At 32.7% G+C, this 20309-nt stretch carries 19 protein-coding genes and 1 other RNA gene; 8 read left to right on the forward strand and 12 right to left on the reverse strand.

The features are described from left to right. Positions 1–147 precede the first annotated feature (147 nt). The 4 genes from fmt to PMI10_RS03345 all read right to left on the reverse strand — a co-directional run bounded on the left by fmt (position 148) and on the right by PMI10_RS03345 (position 4596). A complete protein-coding gene (gene fmt, locus PMI10_RS03330; protein WP_007804472.1) occupies positions 148–1095 on the reverse strand; it encodes a methionyl-tRNA formyltransferase in 948 nt (315 codons plus the stop codon). After that, positions 1095–2990: a RecQ family ATP-dependent DNA helicase gene (locus PMI10_RS03335; protein WP_007804474.1), complete on the reverse strand. Its 1896-nt coding sequence runs from the start codon at positions 2988–2990 to the stop codon at positions 1095–1097. The genes fmt and PMI10_RS03335 overlap by 1 nt, the downstream gene beginning before the upstream one ends. A gap of 64 nt (positions 2991–3054) precedes the next feature. Next, on the reverse strand, positions 3055–3588 hold the full coding sequence (locus tag PMI10_RS03340) for an AAA family ATPase (RefSeq protein WP_035631290.1): 534 nt from the start codon (positions 3586–3588) through the stop codon (positions 3055–3057). A 222-nt stretch (positions 3589–3810) separates the two neighbouring features. Beyond that, the gene (locus tag PMI10_RS03345; RefSeq protein ID WP_007804478.1) at positions 3811–4596 is read right to left on the reverse strand and encodes a hypothetical protein; all 786 of its coding nucleotides are present in this window, start codon (positions 4594–4596) and stop codon (positions 3811–3813) included. A 144-nt stretch (positions 4597–4740) separates the two neighbouring features. Here PMI10_RS03345 and PMI10_RS03350 point away from each other — a divergent pair, with 144 nt between their 5' ends. The 4 genes from PMI10_RS03350 to PMI10_RS03365 all read left to right on the forward strand — a co-directional run bounded on the left by PMI10_RS03350 (position 4741) and on the right by PMI10_RS03365 (position 8069). Beyond that, on the forward strand, positions 4741–5037 hold the full coding sequence (locus PMI10_RS03350) for a DUF493 family protein (protein WP_007804480.1): 297 nt from the start codon (positions 4741–4743) through the stop codon (positions 5035–5037). 3 nt (positions 5038–5040) lie between these two features. Continuing rightward, positions 5041–5763, forward strand: a complete 723-nt coding sequence (locus PMI10_RS03355) for a DUF4290 domain-containing protein (protein ID WP_007804481.1) — start codon at positions 5041–5043, stop codon at positions 5761–5763. A gap of 103 nt (positions 5764–5866) precedes the next feature. Next, positions 5867–7180, forward strand: coding sequence for a UDP-N-acetylglucosamine 1-carboxyvinyltransferase (gene murA / locus PMI10_RS03360; RefSeq protein WP_007804483.1), 1314 nt, complete (start codon positions 5867–5869; stop codon positions 7178–7180). Positions 7181–7193: 13 nt separating this feature from the next. Beyond that, positions 7194–8069 carry a cation diffusion facilitator family transporter gene (locus PMI10_RS03365; RefSeq protein ID WP_007804485.1) on the forward strand — a complete coding sequence of 292 codons (876 nt, stop codon included), beginning with the start codon at positions 7194–7196 and terminating at the stop codon, positions 8067–8069. A 155-nt stretch (positions 8070–8224) separates the two neighbouring features. On the opposite strand, the gene PMI10_RS03370 is transcribed toward PMI10_RS03365, so the two are convergent. The 4 genes from PMI10_RS03370 to PMI10_RS03385 form a co-directional block, all read right to left on the reverse strand. Continuing rightward, positions 8225–8542: a GIY-YIG nuclease family protein gene (locus PMI10_RS03370; RefSeq protein WP_007804487.1), complete on the reverse strand. Its 318-nt coding sequence runs from the start codon at positions 8540–8542 to the stop codon at positions 8225–8227. Between the two features lie 154 nt (positions 8543–8696). Next, on the reverse strand, positions 8697–11186 hold the full coding sequence (locus tag PMI10_RS03375; RefSeq protein ID WP_007804489.1) for a DUF5686 and carboxypeptidase regulatory-like domain-containing protein: 2490 nt from the start codon (positions 11184–11186) through the stop codon (positions 8697–8699). Between the two features lie 137 nt (positions 11187–11323). Next, positions 11324–11737, reverse strand: coding sequence for a type II 3-dehydroquinate dehydratase (gene aroQ / locus PMI10_RS03380; protein ID WP_007804492.1), 414 nt, complete (start codon positions 11735–11737; stop codon positions 11324–11326). 166 nt (positions 11738–11903) lie between these two features. Beyond that, on the reverse strand, positions 11904–12464 hold the full coding sequence (locus tag PMI10_RS03385) for a porin family protein (protein ID WP_007804494.1): 561 nt from the start codon (positions 12462–12464) through the stop codon (positions 11904–11906). A gap of 351 nt (positions 12465–12815) precedes the next feature. On the opposite strand from PMI10_RS03385, the gene PMI10_RS03390 reads away from it, so the two are divergent. The 3 genes from PMI10_RS03390 to PMI10_RS03400 all read left to right on the forward strand — a co-directional run bounded on the left by PMI10_RS03390 (position 12816) and on the right by PMI10_RS03400 (position 15990). Beyond that, on the forward strand, positions 12816–13400 hold the full coding sequence (locus tag PMI10_RS03390; RefSeq protein ID WP_007804495.1) for a porin family protein: 585 nt from the start codon (positions 12816–12818) through the stop codon (positions 13398–13400). Positions 13401–13476: 76 nt separating this feature from the next. Then, positions 13477–14373, forward strand: coding sequence for a site-specific tyrosine recombinase XerD (gene xerD / locus PMI10_RS03395; protein WP_007804497.1), 897 nt, complete (start codon positions 13477–13479; stop codon positions 14371–14373). 93 nt (positions 14374–14466) lie between these two features. Continuing rightward, a complete protein-coding gene (locus tag PMI10_RS03400; RefSeq protein WP_007804498.1) occupies positions 14467–15990 on the forward strand; it encodes a PAS domain-containing sensor histidine kinase in 1524 nt (507 codons plus the stop codon). Between the two features lie 72 nt (positions 15991–16062). Here the strand turns inward: PMI10_RS03400 and rny are convergent, their stop codons facing one another. The 4 genes from rny to PMI10_RS03415 all read right to left on the reverse strand — a co-directional run bounded on the left by rny (position 16063) and on the right by PMI10_RS03415 (position 18425). Then, a complete protein-coding gene (gene rny / locus PMI10_RS03405) occupies positions 16063–17625 on the reverse strand; it encodes a ribonuclease Y (protein ID WP_007804500.1) in 1563 nt (520 codons plus the stop codon). A gap of 48 nt (positions 17626–17673) precedes the next feature. After that, positions 17674–17783: non-coding RNA, 6S RNA (gene ssrS, locus PMI10_RS21820), on the reverse strand. Between the two features lie 51 nt (positions 17784–17834). Next, entirely contained in the window at positions 17835–18128 is a 294-nt protein-coding gene (locus PMI10_RS03410; protein ID WP_007804502.1) for a cell division protein ZapA, read from the reverse strand. A gap of 6 nt (positions 18129–18134) precedes the next feature. After that, the gene (locus tag PMI10_RS03415; RefSeq protein ID WP_007804503.1) at positions 18135–18425 is read right to left on the reverse strand and encodes a hypothetical protein; all 291 of its coding nucleotides are present in this window, start codon (positions 18423–18425) and stop codon (positions 18135–18137) included. 178 nt (positions 18426–18603) lie between these two features. Between PMI10_RS03415 and PMI10_RS03420 the strand changes: the two genes are divergently transcribed. Then, entirely contained in the window at positions 18604–20301 is a 1698-nt protein-coding gene (locus tag PMI10_RS03420) for a M23 family metallopeptidase (protein WP_007804505.1), read from the forward strand. Positions 20302–20309 lie beyond the last annotated feature (8 nt).

Here is a 20309-nt window from a genome sequence, read left to right on the forward strand (position 1 = left end):
TTGTTAATACACAAATTTAGCAGGAAATCCGTTCCTTGCAAGTGTTTTCTTTAAATTTAGTAAAAATTGTTAATAACTTGCTTTTTTTGTTCATAAAACGTGTTGTTTGTCGGTCAAAAACAGGTAAAAACCCCTGTTTTACTGAGCTTAATAGACTTTTGCTGTCTCCGAAAAAGCACTTCCATTTAATAATTCCGCTACTTGCATTCTCTTTTTTCCGGGTAATTGCAAACTCAAAAGCTGAATAAAGCCATTTTGAACAGCAATTTTAATTTCTTTTTTGCTGCTAATCAGGCTTCCAATTTCATAAGAATGGACTTCTTCAATCAGTTTTGCTTCATATATTTTGATACTTAATTCTTCATTTTTGTCTTTTAGAAAACACCACGCTGCAGGATATGGGCTTAAACCCCGAATCAGATTATTGATTTCATCTCCGGATTTTGTCCAGTCGATTTTACAATTTTCTTTATTGAGTTTATAAGCCGTTTTAATTTCAGCATTGTCTTCCTGAATTGTTGTAGTAACATTTCCTTTCTCAATAACCTGCAAAGTATCAATAACAGTCTGACTTCCTAAATGCATTAATCGATCGTGTAATTGACCGGCATTTTCTGTTGGTTCAATCGTAATTTCCGAATTTAAGATCATTGCCCCGGTATCTATTTTATCATCAATAAAGAAAGTCGTAACACCGGTTTTGGTTTCCCCATTAATAATAGCCCAGTTAATAGGCGCTGCACCACGATAATTTGGTAATAAAGAAGCATGAAGATTAAAAGTGCCAAAACTCGGCATCTCCCAAACTACTTTTGGTAACATTCTAAAAGCAACCACAATTTGTAAATTAGCATTTAAGGCTTTTAGTTCAGCTAAAAAACTTTCGTCTTTTAAATTAGTTGGTTGTAATAAAGTAAGGTTGTTCGCCAGTGCATATTCTTTCACTGCCGAATATTTTATTTTTTGCCCGCGTCCTGCAGGTTTATCTGCAGCGGTAATCACACCGACAACATCGTAATTGTTTTTAATAATGGTATCCAGAATGCCTACAGCAAATTCAGGAGTTCCCATAAATATAATTCTCAATTTTTCCATTATGATTTTAAAGTGTATTTATTATTCGCTAATATGGTAATATGATTGTTTTCCAGTAATTCCTGAAGCACCAAAATAATATCATTCGCATCCATTTTTATTTGGGTCTGAATTTCCCTTGATGTTAAAGCTGCTGTTTTTAATAATGCCAGAATTTTGTCAGCAATCGAATCAGCTTCGGTGATTTTACCTTTTTTCGTGATGCAATAAGAACAAACACCACAATTGGCTTCGGTCTTTTCTCCAAAATAATCCAGAATTAATCGGTTTTTGCAGGTCTTGTCTTCCTTTATATAATGAAGAACAGACATAAGCTGATCTTTTTTAAGTTGATTTTGTCTTTCTAAATATTTAGAAACCCTGTTTATCGTTCGGTCATCTTCCCGAATTTCATTGAATAATATGGTAGCATCGTTATTTTTAGATTTATATTCAATAATTTCTTTTTCTCTTAATTTTTCTAAAACGGCAGAAACTTGTTCTTCAGTGTGATTCGATTTTTTTGCAATTAAGGAAAGATTAAAAGCAACTTTCATTTCGTAAATCCCCGGATAAGTTCTCAAAATAGCCAAAATAATTTCTTCTTCGTTCGGATTCAGGCTAATGTATCGAATGACTTCTTTGGATTCGATTAAAAACTGCATCGTAATCTTTTCTGAGAATTCCTGAGACATTGTAATTATTCCCTGCTGATTCAGAAACTGTAAAGCATTATAAGTCTTTAGGGTAGGGAAGTCGTATTTCTGGCAAAAGTGATTCAGTTTGAACGAAAATGAATCGTCTAAACCTTCGCCATAAGCAATCTGAAAATAGTTGCAAAGTTTGACGTAAACTATATTCAGAAACTTTTTATCAGGCAGAACACTCAAAAACTGTTGTTCCGTTTGATTGGTGTCTGATGAATTGGTCAGTAAAACTGCAAAAGATTTACCACCATTTCTTCCGGCCCTTCCGGATTCCTGATAATAATTTTCTATGTTTTCAGGAAGTTGTGTGTGAATAACCGTTTTTACATTGGCTTTGTCAATTCCCATTCCAAAAGCATTTGTTGCCACAATAACCTGTGCTTCTTCCGACATCCACAGCTGCATATTTTTATCTTTTTCTTTAGACGAAAGTCCGCCGTGATAATAAGTTGCCCTAAAACCCAGCGACTGCAATTGTGTCGAAAGATTCAGGCATGATTTTCTGTTTCGCACATATATAATAGAAGGTTGTGGGTTTTTCTTCAGGATTTGTTCAACGCGATACATTTTATCTTCAACTTCAAAAACCATGTACGCGATATTTTCCCTGGCAAAAGACTGCTGAAAAAGTTTTGTGTCTTTTAATCCTAATTCGGTTTTGATATCTTCAATGACTCTTGGTGTCGCTGTGGCAGTCAAAGCTAAAAAAGGAATTTTGGGAAAGAATTTTTTAAGTTCTGAAATCTTCAGGTATGCCGGACGAAAATCATGTCCCCATTGCGAAACACAATGCGCTTCATCAATCGCAATTAAATTAATAGGCAAATTTTTGATACGTTCCAAAATCCAATCCGATTGTAATCTTTCAGGCGAAAGATATAAAAACTTGTAATTCCCGAACTGGCAATTATCCAGAAGATCAATGATCTCTTCTGTATGAATTCCACCTGTGAGCGCAATAGCTTTAATTTCTCTTTTCTGTAAATTCGCAACCTGATCTTTCATCAGTGCTACCAAAGGCGAAATCACCAGACAAATTCCGTCCTGCATCATGGCCGGAACCTGAAAACAAATCGATTTTCCTCCCCCGGTTGGCAACAAAGCAAAAGTATCCTGACCATCCAAAACCGAATCAATAATTTCTTTTTGGAGAGGTCTGAAATTTTCGTGTTTCCAGTATTTTAAAAGAATTTCTTGCGCTTCTGGCATTGGTCTCGTTTTAAAGTTAAAAAATTTAGAAAGCAGTTTCTAGTTTCGCAACTTTAAAACACGACTAAATTTTATCTAAGATATAAAGAATTCTGTTTTCAACCGTATCTTTTGGTACTTCTATTAAGTCGTAGCCGTATTTTTTATATGTTTCAATAAGATGATTCTGAATCGTTACAGCCTGTTCAAAATTCTCGTAACGCTCAGTGTCGCTCATATAAATTTCTTCCCAAGGTGGTAAAATAAAAGTTTTTGAGTATTTATAATCCTCGCATGCTTCTCTAAAAGATTCTGGATATTCATCACCAATATAATCCATATAGGCCACAACATCAGGAATTCCGCGATCAATAAAAACCACATTATCAGGTTCCTTAAGAGCTTTTTCGTATTGCTTGATGCGTCCTTCCAGCAGCATTTCACTAAATAATAAAGGCTGTTCCAAAAACAATTGATCGATTCCACGTTGCTGTGCTTCGAGTGTAACTTGTCTTGAAATTTCAGGGTAACAGCAATAGCCACGAGCGACTAATTCGTTAATAAGAGTAGATTTTCCTGTACCAGGACCGCCAAGGAGAACTATGATTTCTTTTTGCACTATTCTAAAAATAAAGCACAAATTTACCTAAAGTTATTTGTAATTAAAAAGAATATTTGTCAAAAGCGAATAATTTAGCATTTTCAGTGGATATGGGTTCCTGCTTTCGGCTATATCTTTTATGGCAAACCCTGCCACAAAAGGATATCACCTCAATCAGGGCTAGGTAGGAAACATGGTTTTGTTTTCGGGAGTGATCTTAAAATCTGCAGAAAAATAAATTTATGCCCGACCAGAAATATTTAAATCTGAGTAATTATGAATGGTTAAATTGATTTTTAAATTAATGTTGCATTCTCCTCCGTCATTCATTCTAATTAAAGAATATTTATAGGATTCTTTATTGTAAGGATCTTTGCAATAACATGCTATCCAAACTTCTTTTTCTTGTTTCTCATTTATCACAACAACACATTGTTTGACATATTGATTGATATTTCTTAGTTTAGAAGCGTTTTCTTTAAAACATCGTTGTAGGATTTTATCAAGTTCAATTAATTCACTTTGATTTAAATCAGAAGGTTTTATAGTTTTGGGCTTATAACCATAATATGTGAATCTTTGAAATTCTGGATTAAAAGTAAAAAACGCGTAACCATTATATTTTTTAAGATCTAATTTGGCTTTTGTGTGAAATAGATTTTTTTTAATTTCTATTTTTAAAGGTGATTCACCATCAACAAATTCGATGAAATTGTTTTTAATTACTGCTTTTTCACTTCGATTAAATTTAAACTTAATAGGCATGAAGTATAAAGTATCACTTTTTAAATAACAAAATCCTTTATATTTTTCGATTTTTTCATAATCAAAATCTTTTTGTATTACGGTAAAAATATAGCTGCTGTCAGAGAATAATTGAAATTTGATACTTCCGGTTCCAATAAAATTATATGTATTTTGCGCAGTAATTTGTTCCTTTTTAGTTGTATCTTTTTTAGTTTTTTGCTCTTTACACTGAATAAATAATACTAAAATAGCTAAGGACAATATGACTCTTGTATTCATAACTTTATATCTAAGTTTATTCGTAATAATAATTAGTGCAAACTAGTGTAATTCGTGGTGAAAAAAATACACGTATTAATATCTTTTTTCAATATAAAAAATCTGAAATCAAAACCGTATATTTGCGTTTATTTTTAATTACGAATGGAGAACGATAAAGAAAAAAATACCGCTGAATTTTACGAAAGATTAAAGGTTGAGTTAGACAATTCAAACACTTGGCCGGCAGAATATTTGTATAAATTTATAGTGCCTACCGTAGCCGATAATGTGGAGCGGGTTGAAAAAGCTTTTGACAGAATGGGTGCGGTTATCAAAACAACAAAATCTAAAACAGGTAAATTTACCAGTGTTTCTGTAGATGTAACGATGAACAGTGCTGATGAAATCATCAGTAAATACAAAGAAGTTTCTACAATAGAAGGTATAGTTTCATTATAACTTATGGTCGAAAAATATAAAAAAGAAGTCGCGAATGACGTTGTTTTCAACTTAGAATATAATTCTGAAAGACAACGTTTACTTATTCCGGAATATGGTCGTCATTTGCAAAAACTGATCGATCAGGCTACCATTATTGAAGATGCTGAAACGCGCAACAAAGCGGCGAAATACATCATTCAGGTTATGGGAAGTCTGAATCCGCATTTGCGTGATGTGCCTGATTTTCAACATAAATTATGGGATCAGCTTTTTATCATGTCTGATTTTAAATTAGATGTAGAATCGCCATATCCTATTCCGTCACGTGATGTGTTACAGCTAAAACCGGATGTTTTACAGTATCCTCAAAACTTTCCAAAATACAGATTTTATGGTAATAACATCAAATATATGATTGATGTTGCCAATAAATGGGAGGAAGGGGAGATGAAAAATGCATTGGTGCTGGTAATCGCCAATCACATGAAAAAATCGTATTTAAGCTGGAACAAAGACACAGTGAAAGACGATGTGATTTTTGAACATTTATTTGAATTATCCGGAGGGAAAATCAACTTGTTGCAAAGCACAGAAGAACTTTTAAACACAACTGATTTACTGCGTACCAACAAACGTATGTCAAATAAAATTACACCGCCCGGACAACCAAAAATTCAAGGCAACAAAAACAATAAAGGACCGGGAAAACCAAAGCCATTTCAAAAAAACAACAATCAGAAATAAAAAAAAGTTGCTAAGCAGCTAAGTAACTAAGTTGCTAAGTCTTTTTTAAAGAGAAAACTTAGAACCTTAGAATCTCAGTAACTCAGAACCTTAAAAAGAATATATGGGAATTTTTAAAATCGAAGGAGGAATTCCTTTAAAAGGAGAAATTACTCCGCAAGGAGCAAAAAACGAAGCATTACAAATTTTATGTGCCGTGCTTTTAACGGGAGATAAAGTAAAAATTAATAATATTCCCGATATTATTGACATCAATAAATTAATTACTTTGTTGGGTAATTTAGGGGTAAAAATCCAACGCAATGAGCCGGGTTCGATTACGTTTCAGGCTGATGAGGTTAATGTTGGATATTTAGAAACCGAAGCTTTCAAGAAAGAAGGAGGGGCGCTTCGTGGTTCTATTATGATTGTTGGACCGCTTTTGGCACGTTTCGGAAAAGGATATATTCCAAAACCGGGTGGTGATAAAATTGGTCGTCGCAGATTAGATACACACTTTGAAGGGTTTATTAATCTTGGGGCAAAATTCAGATACAACAGAGAAGATCACTTTTATGGAGTAGAATCACCGGAAGAAGGATTGAAAGGAACAGATATGTTACTTGATGAAGCATCAGTAACCGGAACAGCAAATATTGTAATGGCTGCTGTTTTGGCAAAAGGAACAACTACTGTTTATAATGCTGCCTGTGAACCATATTTACAGCAATTGTGTAAAATGCTGAACTCAATGGGAGCTAAAATTACCGGAGTTGGATCTAACTTATTGACTGTCGAAGGTGTTGAAAGCCTTGGTGGATGTGAGCACAGAATCTTACCGGATATGATCGAAATTGGCTCCTGGATTGGTCTTGCAGCTATGACAAAAAGTGAAATCACAATTAAAAATGTAAGCTGGGAAAACTTAGGCTTGATTCCGAATACATTTAGAAAACTTGGAATTACAATCGAAAGACGCGGAGATGATATTTATATTCCTGCCCATACAGACGGGTACGAAGTAAAAACAGATATTGACGGTTCGATCTTAACAATTGCGGATGCTCCTTGGCCAGGATTTACACCTGACTTATTGAGTATTGTTTTGGTTGTGGCAACTCAAGCAAAAGGAGATGTTTTGATTCACCAGAAAATGTTCGAAAGCCGTTTGTTTTTCGTAGATAAATTAATTGATATGGGTGCGAAAATTATGTTATGTGATCCGCACAGAGCGGTGGTTATGGGACATAATTTCGAATCTCAATTAAAAGCTACAACAATGTCATCTCCTGATATTCGTGCGGGGATTTCATTATTAATTGCTGCACTTTCTGCAAAGGGAACAAGTACAATTCAAAATATTGAACAAATCGATCGTGGATACGAGCGTATCGATGAGCGTTTAAGAGCAATTGGAGCAAAAATCGTGAGAGCGTAGATAAAAGTCTCAAATGACGAATGAACAAAAAGCTATAAAAGCTACTTACTTTAGTATAGCTGGAAACACCTGCTTGGCCATCTTAAAAGGGCTGGCAGGTTTTTTTGGCAATTCTTATGCCCTGATTGCCGATGCGATCGAATCAACTACGGACATATTTTCGTCTTGTCTGGTTCTATTCGGAATCAAATATTCTAATAAACCGGCTGATGAAAATCATCCTTATGGTCATGGCCGTGCTGAACCATTAATTACCTTTTTAGTAGTCGGATTTTTAATTACTTCAGCAACTATTATTGGATATGAAAGTATTGCCAATATTCAAACTCCACATGATTTGCCAAAATCATGGACATTATATGTTTTAGGAGCTATTATTATCTGGAAAGAATATTCATTTCGATTGGTAATGAAACGCAGCAAGCAAATCAATAGTTCGTCATTAGCAGCTGATGCCTGGCATCATCGTAGTGATGCCATAACTTCTGTAGCGGCATTTATCGGAATATCTATTGCACTGTTTATGGGAAAAGGATATGAATCTGCAGATGACTGGGCGGCACTTTTTGCTGCTTTTTTTATCCTATACAACAGTTATAAAATTTTCAGGCCAGCACTTGGCGAAATTATGGATGAGCATTTAAATGATGATTTAGTCGAAGAAATTCGAGTAACTGCCTTAGCTGTTGATGGAATTTTAGGAACTGAAAAATGTTTTATTCGTAAAACGGGAATGCGGTATCATGTAGATCTTCATGCCATTGTATCAGCAAAAATATCTGTAAAAGAAGGACATGAATTATCACATAAATTACAAGATATCTTAAAAGAAAAAATACCTCAATTAGGGAATGTTTTAATTCATATTGAACCGGATGATTATCATTGATTTTTGAAGGTTCAAAGTGGTAAAGGTTCAGAGGGTTTTTAGTGACTCGTTTTTGTCACTTCGACGAAGGAGAAGTCACACAAGCAGAGAAATACAGTAGTTGAATATTGGATGCGATTTCTCCCAAAAAGGTCGAAATGACAAGTATTGTTTGTTTATTCAAAATGATAATTTAAAAATTCAAATTCAGGATTGAATTCTTTAATTAATTTTAATTTTTTATCTCTTCTCCATTTTTTTAATTCTTTTTCTTTAGCAATTGCTTCCTGGATCCAAGTGAACTTTTCATAATAAACCAGAAATTCGATGTTGTATTTTGATGCAAAAGTTTTGCTTCCGGTTTCTAGATTGTCTTTATGTTGTTCGAGTCTTAGTTTTAAATTATTTGTAACTCCAATATAAAAAGTAGAGCGATGCTTATTTGTTATGATATAAACATAATAAGTATGAAAGCCTTCTTGTGGATTAAGCATAATTTATATTTAATTATAATTTTTGGCTTCTTTTTGTCACTTCGACGAAAGGAGAGGTCACACAAGAAGCTTACATTAGCAATATAGAAAATTGCTCTCCCTCAGTGATTTCTCCTTTCGTCGAAATGACAATATTGTGGATATTCAGGCGAGTTTAATCCAAAACATTCAAAATCTTCATTCCAAATACAACGCCATTTTGTTGAACACCGCCTTGATAAGAATGAACATAATCCAATCGGAATAATTTAAATTTTCCAAAGCCTAAATTGTCTAAACCAACCGTAAATTCAGAATAAGGTTTTCTGTCCGGAATTGCAAGCGAATGAAATCCGAGATTCATAGTTGATTTTAAGAGATTCAATAACGGAATTTTATTCATGATAAATCCCATATCATTGTGCTCTAAATGTATTTCCAAATAACTGTCATTGGTGCTGTTAGCATAATAAGGCATTAAGTTAAAAACATTAAGATAACGATCGCTCGTCCCAATGTGGGTTTGGTTTCCGTTAAAATGTCTGTAATCTATAAAAGCGATATTTTCGGCATTAAAGAATTTTCCCGCTCTCAAATTCATTCCTAATAAACCTTTATTTCCTAATGATAGATCGTATTGGACTGAAGCACCAATTCTTTCGAATTCATATTTTTTCTCGCTGGCGGCAAATGCTTTTTCAAAAGCTAAAAATAATGTTGGATACTTTTCATCTTTAAAATTATACCTTCCGTCTGGTCTGGAAATATATTTATTTCCAAAATTGATCCGTGCGCTTAAAGCAGTTTTGAACAAATGATGTTCATCAAAAGCAGGTGTGTCAAAATCATTTGGTGCCTGTGGATTGTTAGACGAATAAAAATCATCTTTTTTAAAGAACGAATAATCGGTTGTATTAAAAAGAGGTTTTCGTTGCTCATAACTGATTTTTCCATTCAAATTTACTCCGTTTAAAACGTCTTGCGAATAATTGATCTGTGCAAATTCTAAATTATACAGCTTCATGTAATTATCTTTAAAAAATAAAGAACTCACAGAATTGACCAATTTGCTTATGGGTTCAAAACTGTTGAACTGAGCAACTTTTGTACCGCCGGAAATACCAATTGTGGCATAATTTAGAGCATTAAACCGATGATTAAACTCGCCAACTACGCGAAATCGCTCATCTGAAAAACCGTAATTAAAAGTTGTACTTATCGAAGTGCTTTTTCCTTCCTCTTCATTCCATTTTTTAAAAGAGAAACCCGAATCTAAATTAAAGCCCTGGACAGTGTTAAAACTCAGGGAAGTAATATTTAATAATCCTTTGTATTCGAAAGAATTGTGCTTAAAAGTATTTTTGTAATCATAGCCCGTCAAAATATCCCAAACCTTAAATTTATTGTTTTTGGCATCAATGGAATCCGTATATTTTTGAGATTTTCTAATCGTCTGCAGACTGTCTTTTTTAGTGTAATCTGTACTTTCTTCAATCGTTAACGGAATGGGACGAATTTCATTCCAGAAAGTTTCCTCTTTTTTATTGGCGTTTGCTTCAAAAGCAACAATTTCATTTCCAAAAGTCTTTTTCTCAAATGAATCCGGAAATTCATAATTAGAATATACATAATTGAAATTCCCGGAAAACTTAATGCCAAAAGCACCAGCATTAAAAGAAAGCGTCTGAGCGTTTTTTGACCAGATTTTATTTTTTGAATTATAACTAAAGCTTTGTTTTAAAGTCATAACTTCAGTAAATTCATTTTTCATTCGATACCCTTTTATGTCTAAATCGACTGCATAAATTGCAAAACTATCATCAACAATATAAATGTAACCTTCAAAAACAGGTTCTTTATCTCGTTTGGGTATTACTTTTATTTTATTGATTTGCTGATTGTTGGCATCAAAAAAAGTGCCTTCAAGTTTGTATTTGTAATAATTGAATGCATTATCTGCAATTGGCGAAATTAGATTGATGCCGAATTCTAAAGTATTATCATAAAAATCATAAGTGGATAAACTGGCAGTGTTATAACTGAAGCCTTTGTTATTTCCCGAGATTTTTGAGGCAATGATTTTCTCTTTTAATTTTTTGGGTTTCTCAAAAGTGATCTTTGATACAGTTTCAGACAAATATAAAATTCCTGTTCCGGTCGAATCTAAATTGGATGCCATATCTTCGCCAAGATCTACTTTTTGCCCAAGAATCTTTTTGGGTAAATCTTTGACTTTAAACATTCCTTTGGAATAAAAATCAGCAGTATATCGGGATGTTTTTTCGGAATTTTCTTTTTTATTTGCAATTGCGCTTCTGATAATTGCATTTGCAGGATTGTTTTTGGGATCAATTACCACTTCATTCAAAGCAAAACTTTCTTCCTGCATTTTTACATCCAAAACAATGGGTTCCGAATCTGATGAAACCGTTATTTTTTGTGTTTTAAATCCTAAAGACTGAAAAGTAATTTTGTTTTTGCCAACTTCTTTTACGTTAAGTTGATATTTTCCTTGTTCATTTGATGTTGTTCCCCTATATGTGTTTTCTTCGAAAACAGAAACAAAAGGCAGTGGATTTCCTTTCTCATCAGTTATGATTCCTTTTATTTGAGCAAAGTTAGAAATTGAAAAAAATAAAAAGGCAAATAATATATAGTTTCTCATGAAAGATTTTTCTCTAACAAAAATAAAACATGTTAAAGGCGAGCCTATTAAAAATTTGTTAAATTGTATATCGGGCTGACCGGAGTAGAAGCTCTTTTTCTCTGGCTGTCTTTAGCTCAGTCCAGAGTTTTACTATTTTACAAAAACGACTGAATCGCCAATTCGTAACTTTTTAGACCAAAACCTAAAATAACACCCTTTGCATTTCCTGATAGATACGATTGATGCCTGAAGCTTTCGCGTGCATATGTATTCGAAATATGTACTTCAATAACGGGAGTTGTCACGGCTTTTATTGCATCGCCTAAACCAATCGAAGTATGTGTATAAGCACCGGCATTCAAAATGATTCCGTCAAATGTAAAACCAACTTCCTGAATTTTACCAATCAGCTCGCCTTCAATATTACTTTGGTAATAGGAAAGTTCAACGTTTGGAAATTTGTGTTCCAATCTTTCAAAATAATCTTTAAAAGTCTGACTTCCGTAAACTTCGGGTTCTCTTTTTCCTAAAAGGTTCAAATTGGGTCCGTTGATGATGGCAATTCTCATATGTAAGATATTTTTGATTTTGTATTAAATTGATTTTTTAATTGCCTTGACATTATATTTGATATTGCCATTGCAATTGATTTTTGCAATTGTCATTGAATTGGGTAAAAATAAAAAAACCGTTCTAATTAACAGAACGGTTTTTATAAAACTATGTGATATATTTTTAGAACATAAATCCGGCTGATAATTGGACTACTGAGTTTTTAACGTCAGCATTCTTTGAAGCTTCGGTCAACCCTAAACCATAACGACCCTGAATGAAAAAATTCTTTGTAAGCTTAAACCCTAATCCGGCATTGACACCAAATTCAAAAGTTTCTGCGTCTTTTACATCAAAATCACTTCTTTCACTTAATAAAAAGGATGCCTGTGGTCCAACTTCCAAACTGAATGAATCGCTTAGATAAAATTTTGCCATCACAGGAATTGATAAATATCCTAATTCATTTTTGAATTCTTCTCCTGCATTTTTGTAGGTTGCTCCCTGCGTAGAGTATAAAAGTTCAGGCTGAACAGAAAAACTTTCTAATAATTTAATTTCTGCAACTAAACCTGCATGATAACTGGTAATGCCTTCTTTGCTAAAATTTATTCCATCAAAATTTGCGTCTCCGGTTTGATTTGCAAAGTTAACCCCTGCTTTAACCCCAATCTGTAATAATTGTGCCTGAATTGATGCCGATGCTGCCAGGAATAAAACGGCTGCTAAAAGTATTTTTTTCATAATGTTAATTTTAAGATTTGATTTAATACAAATTACTACAATTAAAAACTCATCCTTCTTATATTTATTGTTTTTTAAGTTCTAAAATTTTCATTTTGTGATGAAAATAATTAGGTAAATTTATAAAAATTAACATTAAGAGAGAATTTTACTAATAATTGCAATATTTTTTGTCTAACGGTTTTTGGTGATATTTTAAAATGTAATCGTTTGATATTTAGTTTTTTATTTCTTTTAATAAGATTTTTATAACGTTTTAGTGTGATTATTTTACAATAAAATTTGGTTTATAGATGTTAATTTATATAGATTTGTCCTACTAAATAATCAAATTAATTTATCAAAAAAAAAATGAAAAAAATTGTTTTATCAATGGTTGCTATTTTAGCATTTGGATTTGCTAATGCACAAGAGTCTACAGGAAAAGGTTTCAGTAAAGGAAGTATTTTTGTTTCTGGAGCTATTGGAATTAATTCAGAAAAAACAGGAGATAATAAATCTTCAGGATTTGAAATTGAGCCTAAAGTTGGTTTTTTTGTTACAGATAATATCGCAATTGGCGGTAAGTTAGGATACAGATCTGACAAAGCAGAGAATGCTGTTACAGATACTGAGGATGAAGCAAGATTAACAGTTGGTGCTTTTGGTAGATATTATTTTACTCCTTCTTCTGATTTCTCTTTATTTGGTGAACTTGGTGTTGATTACAGTTCAGTTGATAACAAATTAGCTGATGTTAAAGAAAATGAAATTGGTGCAAATTTAGGATTAGGTTTGAGCTACTTCGTGTCAAGTAACTTTGCTTTAGAGGCTACTTGGGCTGGATTAGGCTATACTTCTAATGATAATGGAGGTGACGGAGCAGACAAAACTAATACTTTTGGTTTAGGTGCTGATTTGAGATCAATCAACTTTGGTCTTCTTTACAAATTCTAATTTGTAATTAAAATTAATATTAAAACCTTCCTGATCAGGAAGGTTTTTTTATGCTTTAAAGTGTTTACTTTGTAATATGAAATGGAGTAACTATATAAAAGACTATCAATCGTATTTGCGAATCGAACGTGGTTTGTCTAAAAATACAATCGAAAACTATGGTTTTGATATTGAAAGATTGTGTCATTTTTTAGAAAATAATCAAATTGAAGTTTCACCATTGAAGATTACAGAAGAAACGGTTCAGCAGTTTATATATTCCGTTTCAAAGGAAGTGAATCCAAGATCTCAGGCACGGATAATTTCTGGACTAAAAAGCTTTTTTAACTATTTGGTTTTTGAGGATTATCGTGTTGATAACCCTTTAGAATTAATTGAAAGTCCTAAAACCGGACGTAAATTACCAGATACATTGTCTGTTGAGGAAATTGATAATTTGATTAATGCAATAGATTTAAGTTCGAATGAAGGTGAAAGAAACCGGGCGATGCTGGAAACTTTGTATGGCTGCGGGCTTCGAGTATCCGAATTAGTGTCTTTAAAAATTTCGGATTTGTTTTTTGACGAAGGTTTTATAAAAATTACCGGAAAAGGTAATAAAGAACGTTTTGTTCCTATTGGTGCTTTTACTCAAAAATACATTGATATTTATCAAAAGGATGTCAGGATTCATTTAAAAATAAAAAAAGGTAATGAGGATACTTTGTTTTTGAATCGAAGAGGAAATCAACTTACACGTGCCATGATTTTTACAATTATAAAAGATCTGGCAGTAAAAATTAATTTAAATAAAAGTATAAGCCCTCATACTTTTAGACATTCCTTTGCAACACATTTACTTGAAAATGGTGCCGATTTGCGTTCAATTCAATTGATGCTTGGACATGAATCAATAACCACTACAGAAATTTATGTGCATTTGGACAGAAGTTTCTTAAAAGGAATCATGCATACTTTTCATCCAAGAAGATAATTTTTTCGAAATTTATATATTTAACATTTACTTTCCCGAAAAAGCAATATATTGTTATTCAGAATGATTCCCCAATCTTAGACAAATAAGCATATGGTTTTCGATTTGTATGAGAATGAAAATTCTCAGAACGTAAATGACTTTTATAAGAAATTGTTTGCTGAAATTCCTGATTTGATTTTTCAGTTTATTATCGATTCAGAAAATAATTATTCATTTCCATTGGTTAGTAAATCAGTGGAAGAAATCTTTGAATTGACTGCTAATGACTTTTCAAATGATACTAAAATAATTATTTATGAAAGGGTTTATCCGCAGGACCGGGATTTGTTTTTTCAAACTTTAGTAAAAGCAAAAAGAGGTATTTTGCCATGGGAAATAGAGTTTAGGGGAGTATTGCCAAAAAAAGGATTGCGATGGTTTAAAATTTCGTCTAAATCCGAAGCTTCACCTGATGGTCGCATAAGCTTTTTTGGGCGTGTTTCCGATATTACGGATTTGAAAGACAAAGAGCTGAAATTACGCATCTCGGAAGAAAGGTTTCAGTTTGCTTTAGAAGCCTCAACTACAGGTATTTGGGATTGGAATATGGTAACAAACAGTGTTTTTTATTCCTCATTATCATTAAAAATTTTAGAATTAGAATCAACGGATATTTTTGATGATCCGGAACGTTGGGATAAAATTGTTCATCCGGATGATCTGTCTAAATATTACTCGGATATACAGGAACATTTTGATAATAAGATTCCATTTTATGAAAATTATCATCGTGTGATGACTTCCAGTGGTAAATACAAATGGATATTGGATAGGGGAAAAGTAATTGAACGTGATGAAAATGGTAAACCTTTGCGCGTTATAGGAACACATACGGATGTATCTGCACAAAAGGAAAAAGAGTTAGAGCTTATAAAAACAATGAAGCTGTATAGTGATCAAAATAGCCGGTTACTAAACTTTTCCTATATCGTTTCGCATAATTTAAATACGCAGGCAGGTAATATTAAGTCTATCCTGGATTTTATTGATATTGATGAAAAAAAAGAAACGATCAAAGAGATGTTAATGCATCTTCGAACTGTTTCCAATGATTTGAATGATACGATTTTAAATTTAAATCAAATTATTCAGATTCAAAATGATGTAGATATAGTTGTCAGGCCATTAAAATTGTCAGATTACATTAATAAGACGATTTCAATAATTAAGGATTTTAATTCTGAAACCAAAGTAAAAATTATAAACAATGTGCCGGAGTATTTACTTATAAATTTTAATCCTGCTTATCTGGAAAGCGTTTTGCAGAATTTTGTAACAAATGCAATTAAATATGCACATCCTGACAGGGATCCGGTAATTATTTTTGATTATTTTCTTGATCCGGAAGGTAATAAGGTGTTAAAAATCAAAGATAATGGTCAGGGAATCGATTTAAAGGTTTATGGAGATTTATTATTCGGGATGTATAAAACGTTTCATAAACATAAAGATGCCCGCGGGATTGGTTTGCATATCACTAAAAACCAAATAGAGGCTATGAAAGGGAAGGTTTTTGTAGAAAGTGAAGTTGGAGTTGGTACAACTTTCAAAATTGTTTTTAACGATGAATTGTAAGTTTGGATAAATCAGAAATAAAAAAAAACTTCTCATCTCTGAGAAGTTTTTTTATGAAATATTTTTGTGAATTTATTTAGCAATATTAACTGCTCTGGTTTCCCTGATAACAGTAACTTTTACCTGACCCGGATAAGTCATTTCAGTTTGAATTTTTTGTGAAATCTCGAAAGATAAATTTGCTGCATTATCATCAGATACTTTTTCGCTTTCCACAATAACACGAAGTTCTCTACCTGCCTGAATTGCGTAAGCATTTTTAACTCCGCTGAATCCGTAAGCAACTTCTTCAAGATCTTTCAAACGTTGGATATAGGAATCTAATACCTGACGTCTTGCTCCTGGTCTTGCACCTGAAATAGCATCACACACCTGAATAATTGGTGATAATAATGATTTCATTTCGATTTCGTCGTGGTGAGCTCCAATTGCGTTGCAAACTTCTTCTTTTTCGCCATATTTTTCAGCCCATTGCATACCTAATAAAGCGTGAGGTAAATCACTTTCAGTATCCGGAACTTTACCAATATCGTGAAGTAAACCTGCTCTTTTGGCTAATTTTACATTTAAGCCCAGTTCAGCTGCCATGATACCACAAAGTTTAGAAACTTCTCTGGAGTGTTGCAGTAGGTTTTGTCCATAAGAAGAACGGTATTTCATACGGCCTACGACTTTTATTAATTCAGGGTGTAAACCGTGAATTCCTAAGTCAATAACGGTACGTTTACCAACTTCAATAATTTCGTCATCAATTTGTTTAGCAGTTTTAGCAACAACCTCTTCAATTCTTGCCGGGTGAATACGTCCGTCAGTAACTAATTTGTGTAATGACAAACGTGCAATTTCTCTACGAACCGGATCAAAACAAGAAAGTATAATAGCTTCCGGTGTATCATCAACAATAATTTCTACTCCGGTTGCAGCTTCAAGCGCCCTAATGTTTCGGCCTTCACGACCAATAATTCGACCTTTTACATCATCTGATTCAATGTTGAAAACTGAAACGCAATTTTCTACTGCTTCTTCTGTTCCTACTCTCTGAATAGTGTTGATGATGATTTTCTTTGCTTCTTGCTGTGCAGTAAGTTTTGCCTCCTCAATAGTTTCCTGAATATGAGACATTGCTTTACTCTTTGCTTCAGCTTTTAAACCTTCAACTAATTGTTCTTTCGCTTCCTCGGCAGAAAGTCCTGAGATTACTTCAAGTTGCTGTAATTGGCTTTTGTGTAACTTGTCAACCTCAGATTGTTTTTTGTCTAAAATTTCAATTTTGCTGTTGTATTCTTGTGTTTTAGCCTCAAAATCATCATTTACTTTTTTAGCTTTTGATAATTCATTTGAAATTTGTGATTCTTTGTCGCGAACTCTTTTTTCTACTTCTGCTACTTTTTTATCACGGGCTAAAATTACTTGTTCGTGTTCTGATTTTAATTCGATAAAACGCTCTTTTGCCTGAAGGATTTTATCTTTTTTAATGTTTTCTGCTTCTAAATTAGCATCTTTTAAAATTGAGGCTGCTTCTTTTTTCGCATTTTTGATTAGATTAGAAATATTGCTTTTTTCGATAATTTTAGCTATCACAAAACCTGTTGTAATACCTATAATACCTGAAATAATGATCGTTATTATGTCCATGTTTGTTAAAATTTATATATAAAAAAAGCCTACATTAATTGCTTGAATAAACTCGTAAAGACAAGTTTTGAGCTAACTCACTGTTCAAGTTTCCTCGCAAAAAGCGTGGCATGCTTTAGTAGTGATGATTTGCTCATTCTAAATTGTTAGTGTTGAGTTTACCAAATGTGAACTAATGTAGGCAGTATCTTAGTTTCTGTAAAGAACGTTTAATTTTCGAGATATTGATCTAATAGCGAATTTAATCTTTTAATTCTTTCGATGGTTTCTTCGCCATCAATAGCGTTATCAATTTGTTTTTGTTCTACTTGTGAAGCAAATTGAAGGGCACACATGGCCAGTACATCTTGCTTGTCGCGAACGGCATAATTTTCTTCGAATTGCTTAATCATAGCATCAATTTTTTTAGAAGCACTTCTAAGGCCTTCTTCCTGAGCAGGTTCTACCGTTAACGGATAAACCCGATCTGCAACTGATATTTTAATTTTAAGCTTTCCGTCCATGTTTTTCTAATCTGATAATTGTGCTATACAGTAATCAATTTCGCGAATTAATGAATTTATTTTAAGCTTTGTCTCTCTCTTGTTATTGTCGCTGCCGAGCAACGAATTGGCTATCTTAAGTGTTTCATATTGCTTCTTCAAAGCTTCCATTTCTTCAGATTGTTTCTGGATAATTTGCGCAGCTTTGGCTAGTTGTAATCGTAATTCCTGATTGTTTTTTTCTAATGCTTTTGATTTCTCAAAAAGCTTTTCGACTTTATATTCAAGAGTATCAATTATTTCGGCAATTACACTCATTATAAATCCTATTCATTACTTAATCCTACAAAGTTAGTATTCCTTTTTATTAATGCAATTTTTTATCGCTTTTTTTGCATTAAAAATAGACAAATACATGAAATTCAATTAATTGTATTTTTGTCAGTTTGTCTTCGGTTTTCGTTCCTTATTTTTTATCTTAGCAAAAATGTTACCTATGAGATTTTCCCTGATTTTTTTACTATTTTGTAATTTTCTTCATTCGCAAACCCAATATCCAAATGATTATTTTCGCTCACCATTGGATATTCCGATGCAGCTTTCTGGTAATTTTGGGGAGTTGAGACCAAATCATTTTCATGCAGGTTTCGATTTAAAGACGAATCAAAAAGAAGGATTAAATGTGTATGCTGCTGCAGATGGTTATGTTTCAAGAATAAAAATTTCCACTTTTGGTAATGGTAAATGTATTTATATTACGCATCCAAACGGATACACTACAGTATATGGACATTTACAGACTGCTGTTGGATCAATTCAGGAATATATCCAGAAAACACATTATAAAGAAAAATCTTTTGAAATTGAAATATACCTGAAACCTGATGAATTACCCGTTACAAAAGGACAATTAATTGCACTTTCCGGTAATACTGGCTCTTCAGAGGGGCCACATTTGCATTTTGAATTTAGGGATTCTAAAACGGAATTTGTGATAAATCCATTGTTTTTTGGATTTGATAAAGATATAAAAGATACAAAAAAGCCAATAATTTCAAGTTTGTATGTTTATCCGCTTGATGAAAATACAATTGTAAATCAATCTAAACAGCCTTTATTATTAAATCTTTCACTTCAGAAAGACGGAACATATCTGGCCAGTAAAATAAAAGCGAACGGAAAAATTGGCTTTGGAATTAATACTGTTGATTTTGATGATATTTCGTTTAATAAAAATGGCGTTTTCAATGTTTCTACATTTTTAAACGGAAATCAAAATTATAACTATCAATTTAACACCTATTCTTTTGATGAAATGCGTTTTGTTAATGCTTTTATAGATTATTCCAGATATAAAAAAACCGGGCAGCGTGTGCAAAAGTTATTTATGAAAACGCCCTACGCGCTGAGTATTGTTAAAACGGATTCGTTGCATGGAATAATTCCTGTTGAACCAAATTTAACTTCAACCTATCGTATTGAAGTTTCGGATTATTATGGGAATTTAAATTCGGTTACAGTTCCAATCGAGTATGACTCAGAAACACCAATTGTAAAAGAAGAGCCTGTTACTTCAAAATATCTGATTCGTTATGATAAAGATTCAAATTTTGAAAAAGATAATATGTCCGTTTTTTTTCCGGCCGGAACCTTTTACGAAAATTTTAATTTAAATTTTGATGTAAAAAATAACCGGATTTATATTCACGAAGATACAGTTCCGGTACATTCAAATTTTACAATTACGATTAAAGACAGTACATATTCAGAAGCACTGCGGGATAAACTTTTTATTGGGAAAATAAGTGGTAACAATAAAAGTTATAATGCAACGACAAGAAAAAATGATGTTTTTACAGCCAAATCAAAAATATTAGGGCAATTCGGTTTAGTTTTAGATACGATTGCCCCAACAATTAAAATTGCTAAACCAATTCAGGACAAATGGATCAGTGATTTAAAAACGATTCAATTTACTATTAGTGATAATCTCTCCGGGATAAAGTCCTATAATGGTTATTTAAACGGAAATTGGATTTTGTTTGAATATGATAATAAAACTAAAAAAATCACACATACATTCGAGGATGGAATAGTTGCAGAAGGTGCGAATGATTTAAAAATCGAAGTAGTTGATAATGTAGGGAATTCTGCTATCTTTGAAACTCATTTTTTTAGGAGTCAACAAAAATAAAATTAGAA

Origin of the sequence: Flavobacterium sp. CF136 (assembly GCF_000282055.1) — a bacterium.
Lineage (GTDB): Bacteria > Bacteroidota > Bacteroidia > Flavobacteriales > Flavobacteriaceae > Flavobacterium.

Coding starts and splice junctions, on each gene's coding strand:
- PMI10_RS03390 (WP_007804495.1), top strand. CDS start 12,816: ATGAAAAAAATTGTTTTATCAATGGTTGCTATTTTAGCATTTGGATTT.
- PMI10_RS03400 (WP_007804498.1), top strand. CDS start 14,467: ATGGTTTTCGATTTGTATGAGAATGAAAATTCTCAGAACGTAAATGAC.
- PMI10_RS03345 (WP_007804478.1), bottom strand. CDS start 4,596: ATGAATACAAGAGTCATATTGTCCTTAGCTATTTTAGTATTATTTATT.
- aroQ (WP_007804492.1), bottom strand. CDS start 11,737: ATGAGAATTGCCATCATCAACGGACCCAATTTGAACCTTTTAGGAAAA.
- PMI10_RS03370 (WP_007804487.1), bottom strand. CDS start 8,542: ATGCTTAATCCACAAGAAGGCTTTCATACTTATTATGTTTATATCATA.
- PMI10_RS03420 (WP_007804505.1), top strand. CDS start 18,604: ATGAGATTTTCCCTGATTTTTTTACTATTTTGTAATTTTCTTCATTCG.
- rny (WP_007804500.1), bottom strand. CDS start 17,625: ATGGACATAATAACGATCATTATTTCAGGTATTATAGGTATTACAACA.
- PMI10_RS03355 (WP_007804481.1), top strand. CDS start 5,041: ATGGTCGAAAAATATAAAAAAGAAGTCGCGAATGACGTTGTTTTCAAC.
- fmt (WP_007804472.1), bottom strand. CDS start 1,095: ATGGAAAAATTGAGAATTATATTTATGGGAACTCCTGAATTTGCTGTA.
- PMI10_RS03415 (WP_007804503.1), bottom strand. CDS start 18,425: ATGAGTGTAATTGCCGAAATAATTGATACTCTTGAATATAAAGTCGAA.
- PMI10_RS03410 (WP_007804502.1), bottom strand. CDS start 18,128: ATGGACGGAAAGCTTAAAATTAAAATATCAGTTGCAGATCGGGTTTAT.
- murA (WP_007804483.1), top strand. CDS start 5,867: ATGGGAATTTTTAAAATCGAAGGAGGAATTCCTTTAAAAGGAGAAATT.
- PMI10_RS03375 (WP_007804489.1), bottom strand. CDS start 11,186: ATGAGAAACTATATATTATTTGCCTTTTTATTTTTTTCAATTTCTAAC.
- xerD (WP_007804497.1), top strand. CDS start 13,477: ATGAAATGGAGTAACTATATAAAAGACTATCAATCGTATTTGCGAATC.
- PMI10_RS03350 (WP_007804480.1), top strand. CDS start 4,741: ATGGAGAACGATAAAGAAAAAAATACCGCTGAATTTTACGAAAGATTA.
- PMI10_RS03335 (WP_007804474.1), bottom strand. CDS start 2,990: ATGCCAGAAGCGCAAGAAATTCTTTTAAAATACTGGAAACACGAAAAT.
- PMI10_RS03385 (WP_007804494.1), bottom strand. CDS start 12,464: ATGAAAAAAATACTTTTAGCAGCCGTTTTATTCCTGGCAGCATCGGCA.
- PMI10_RS03365 (WP_007804485.1), top strand. CDS start 7,194: ATGACGAATGAACAAAAAGCTATAAAAGCTACTTACTTTAGTATAGCT.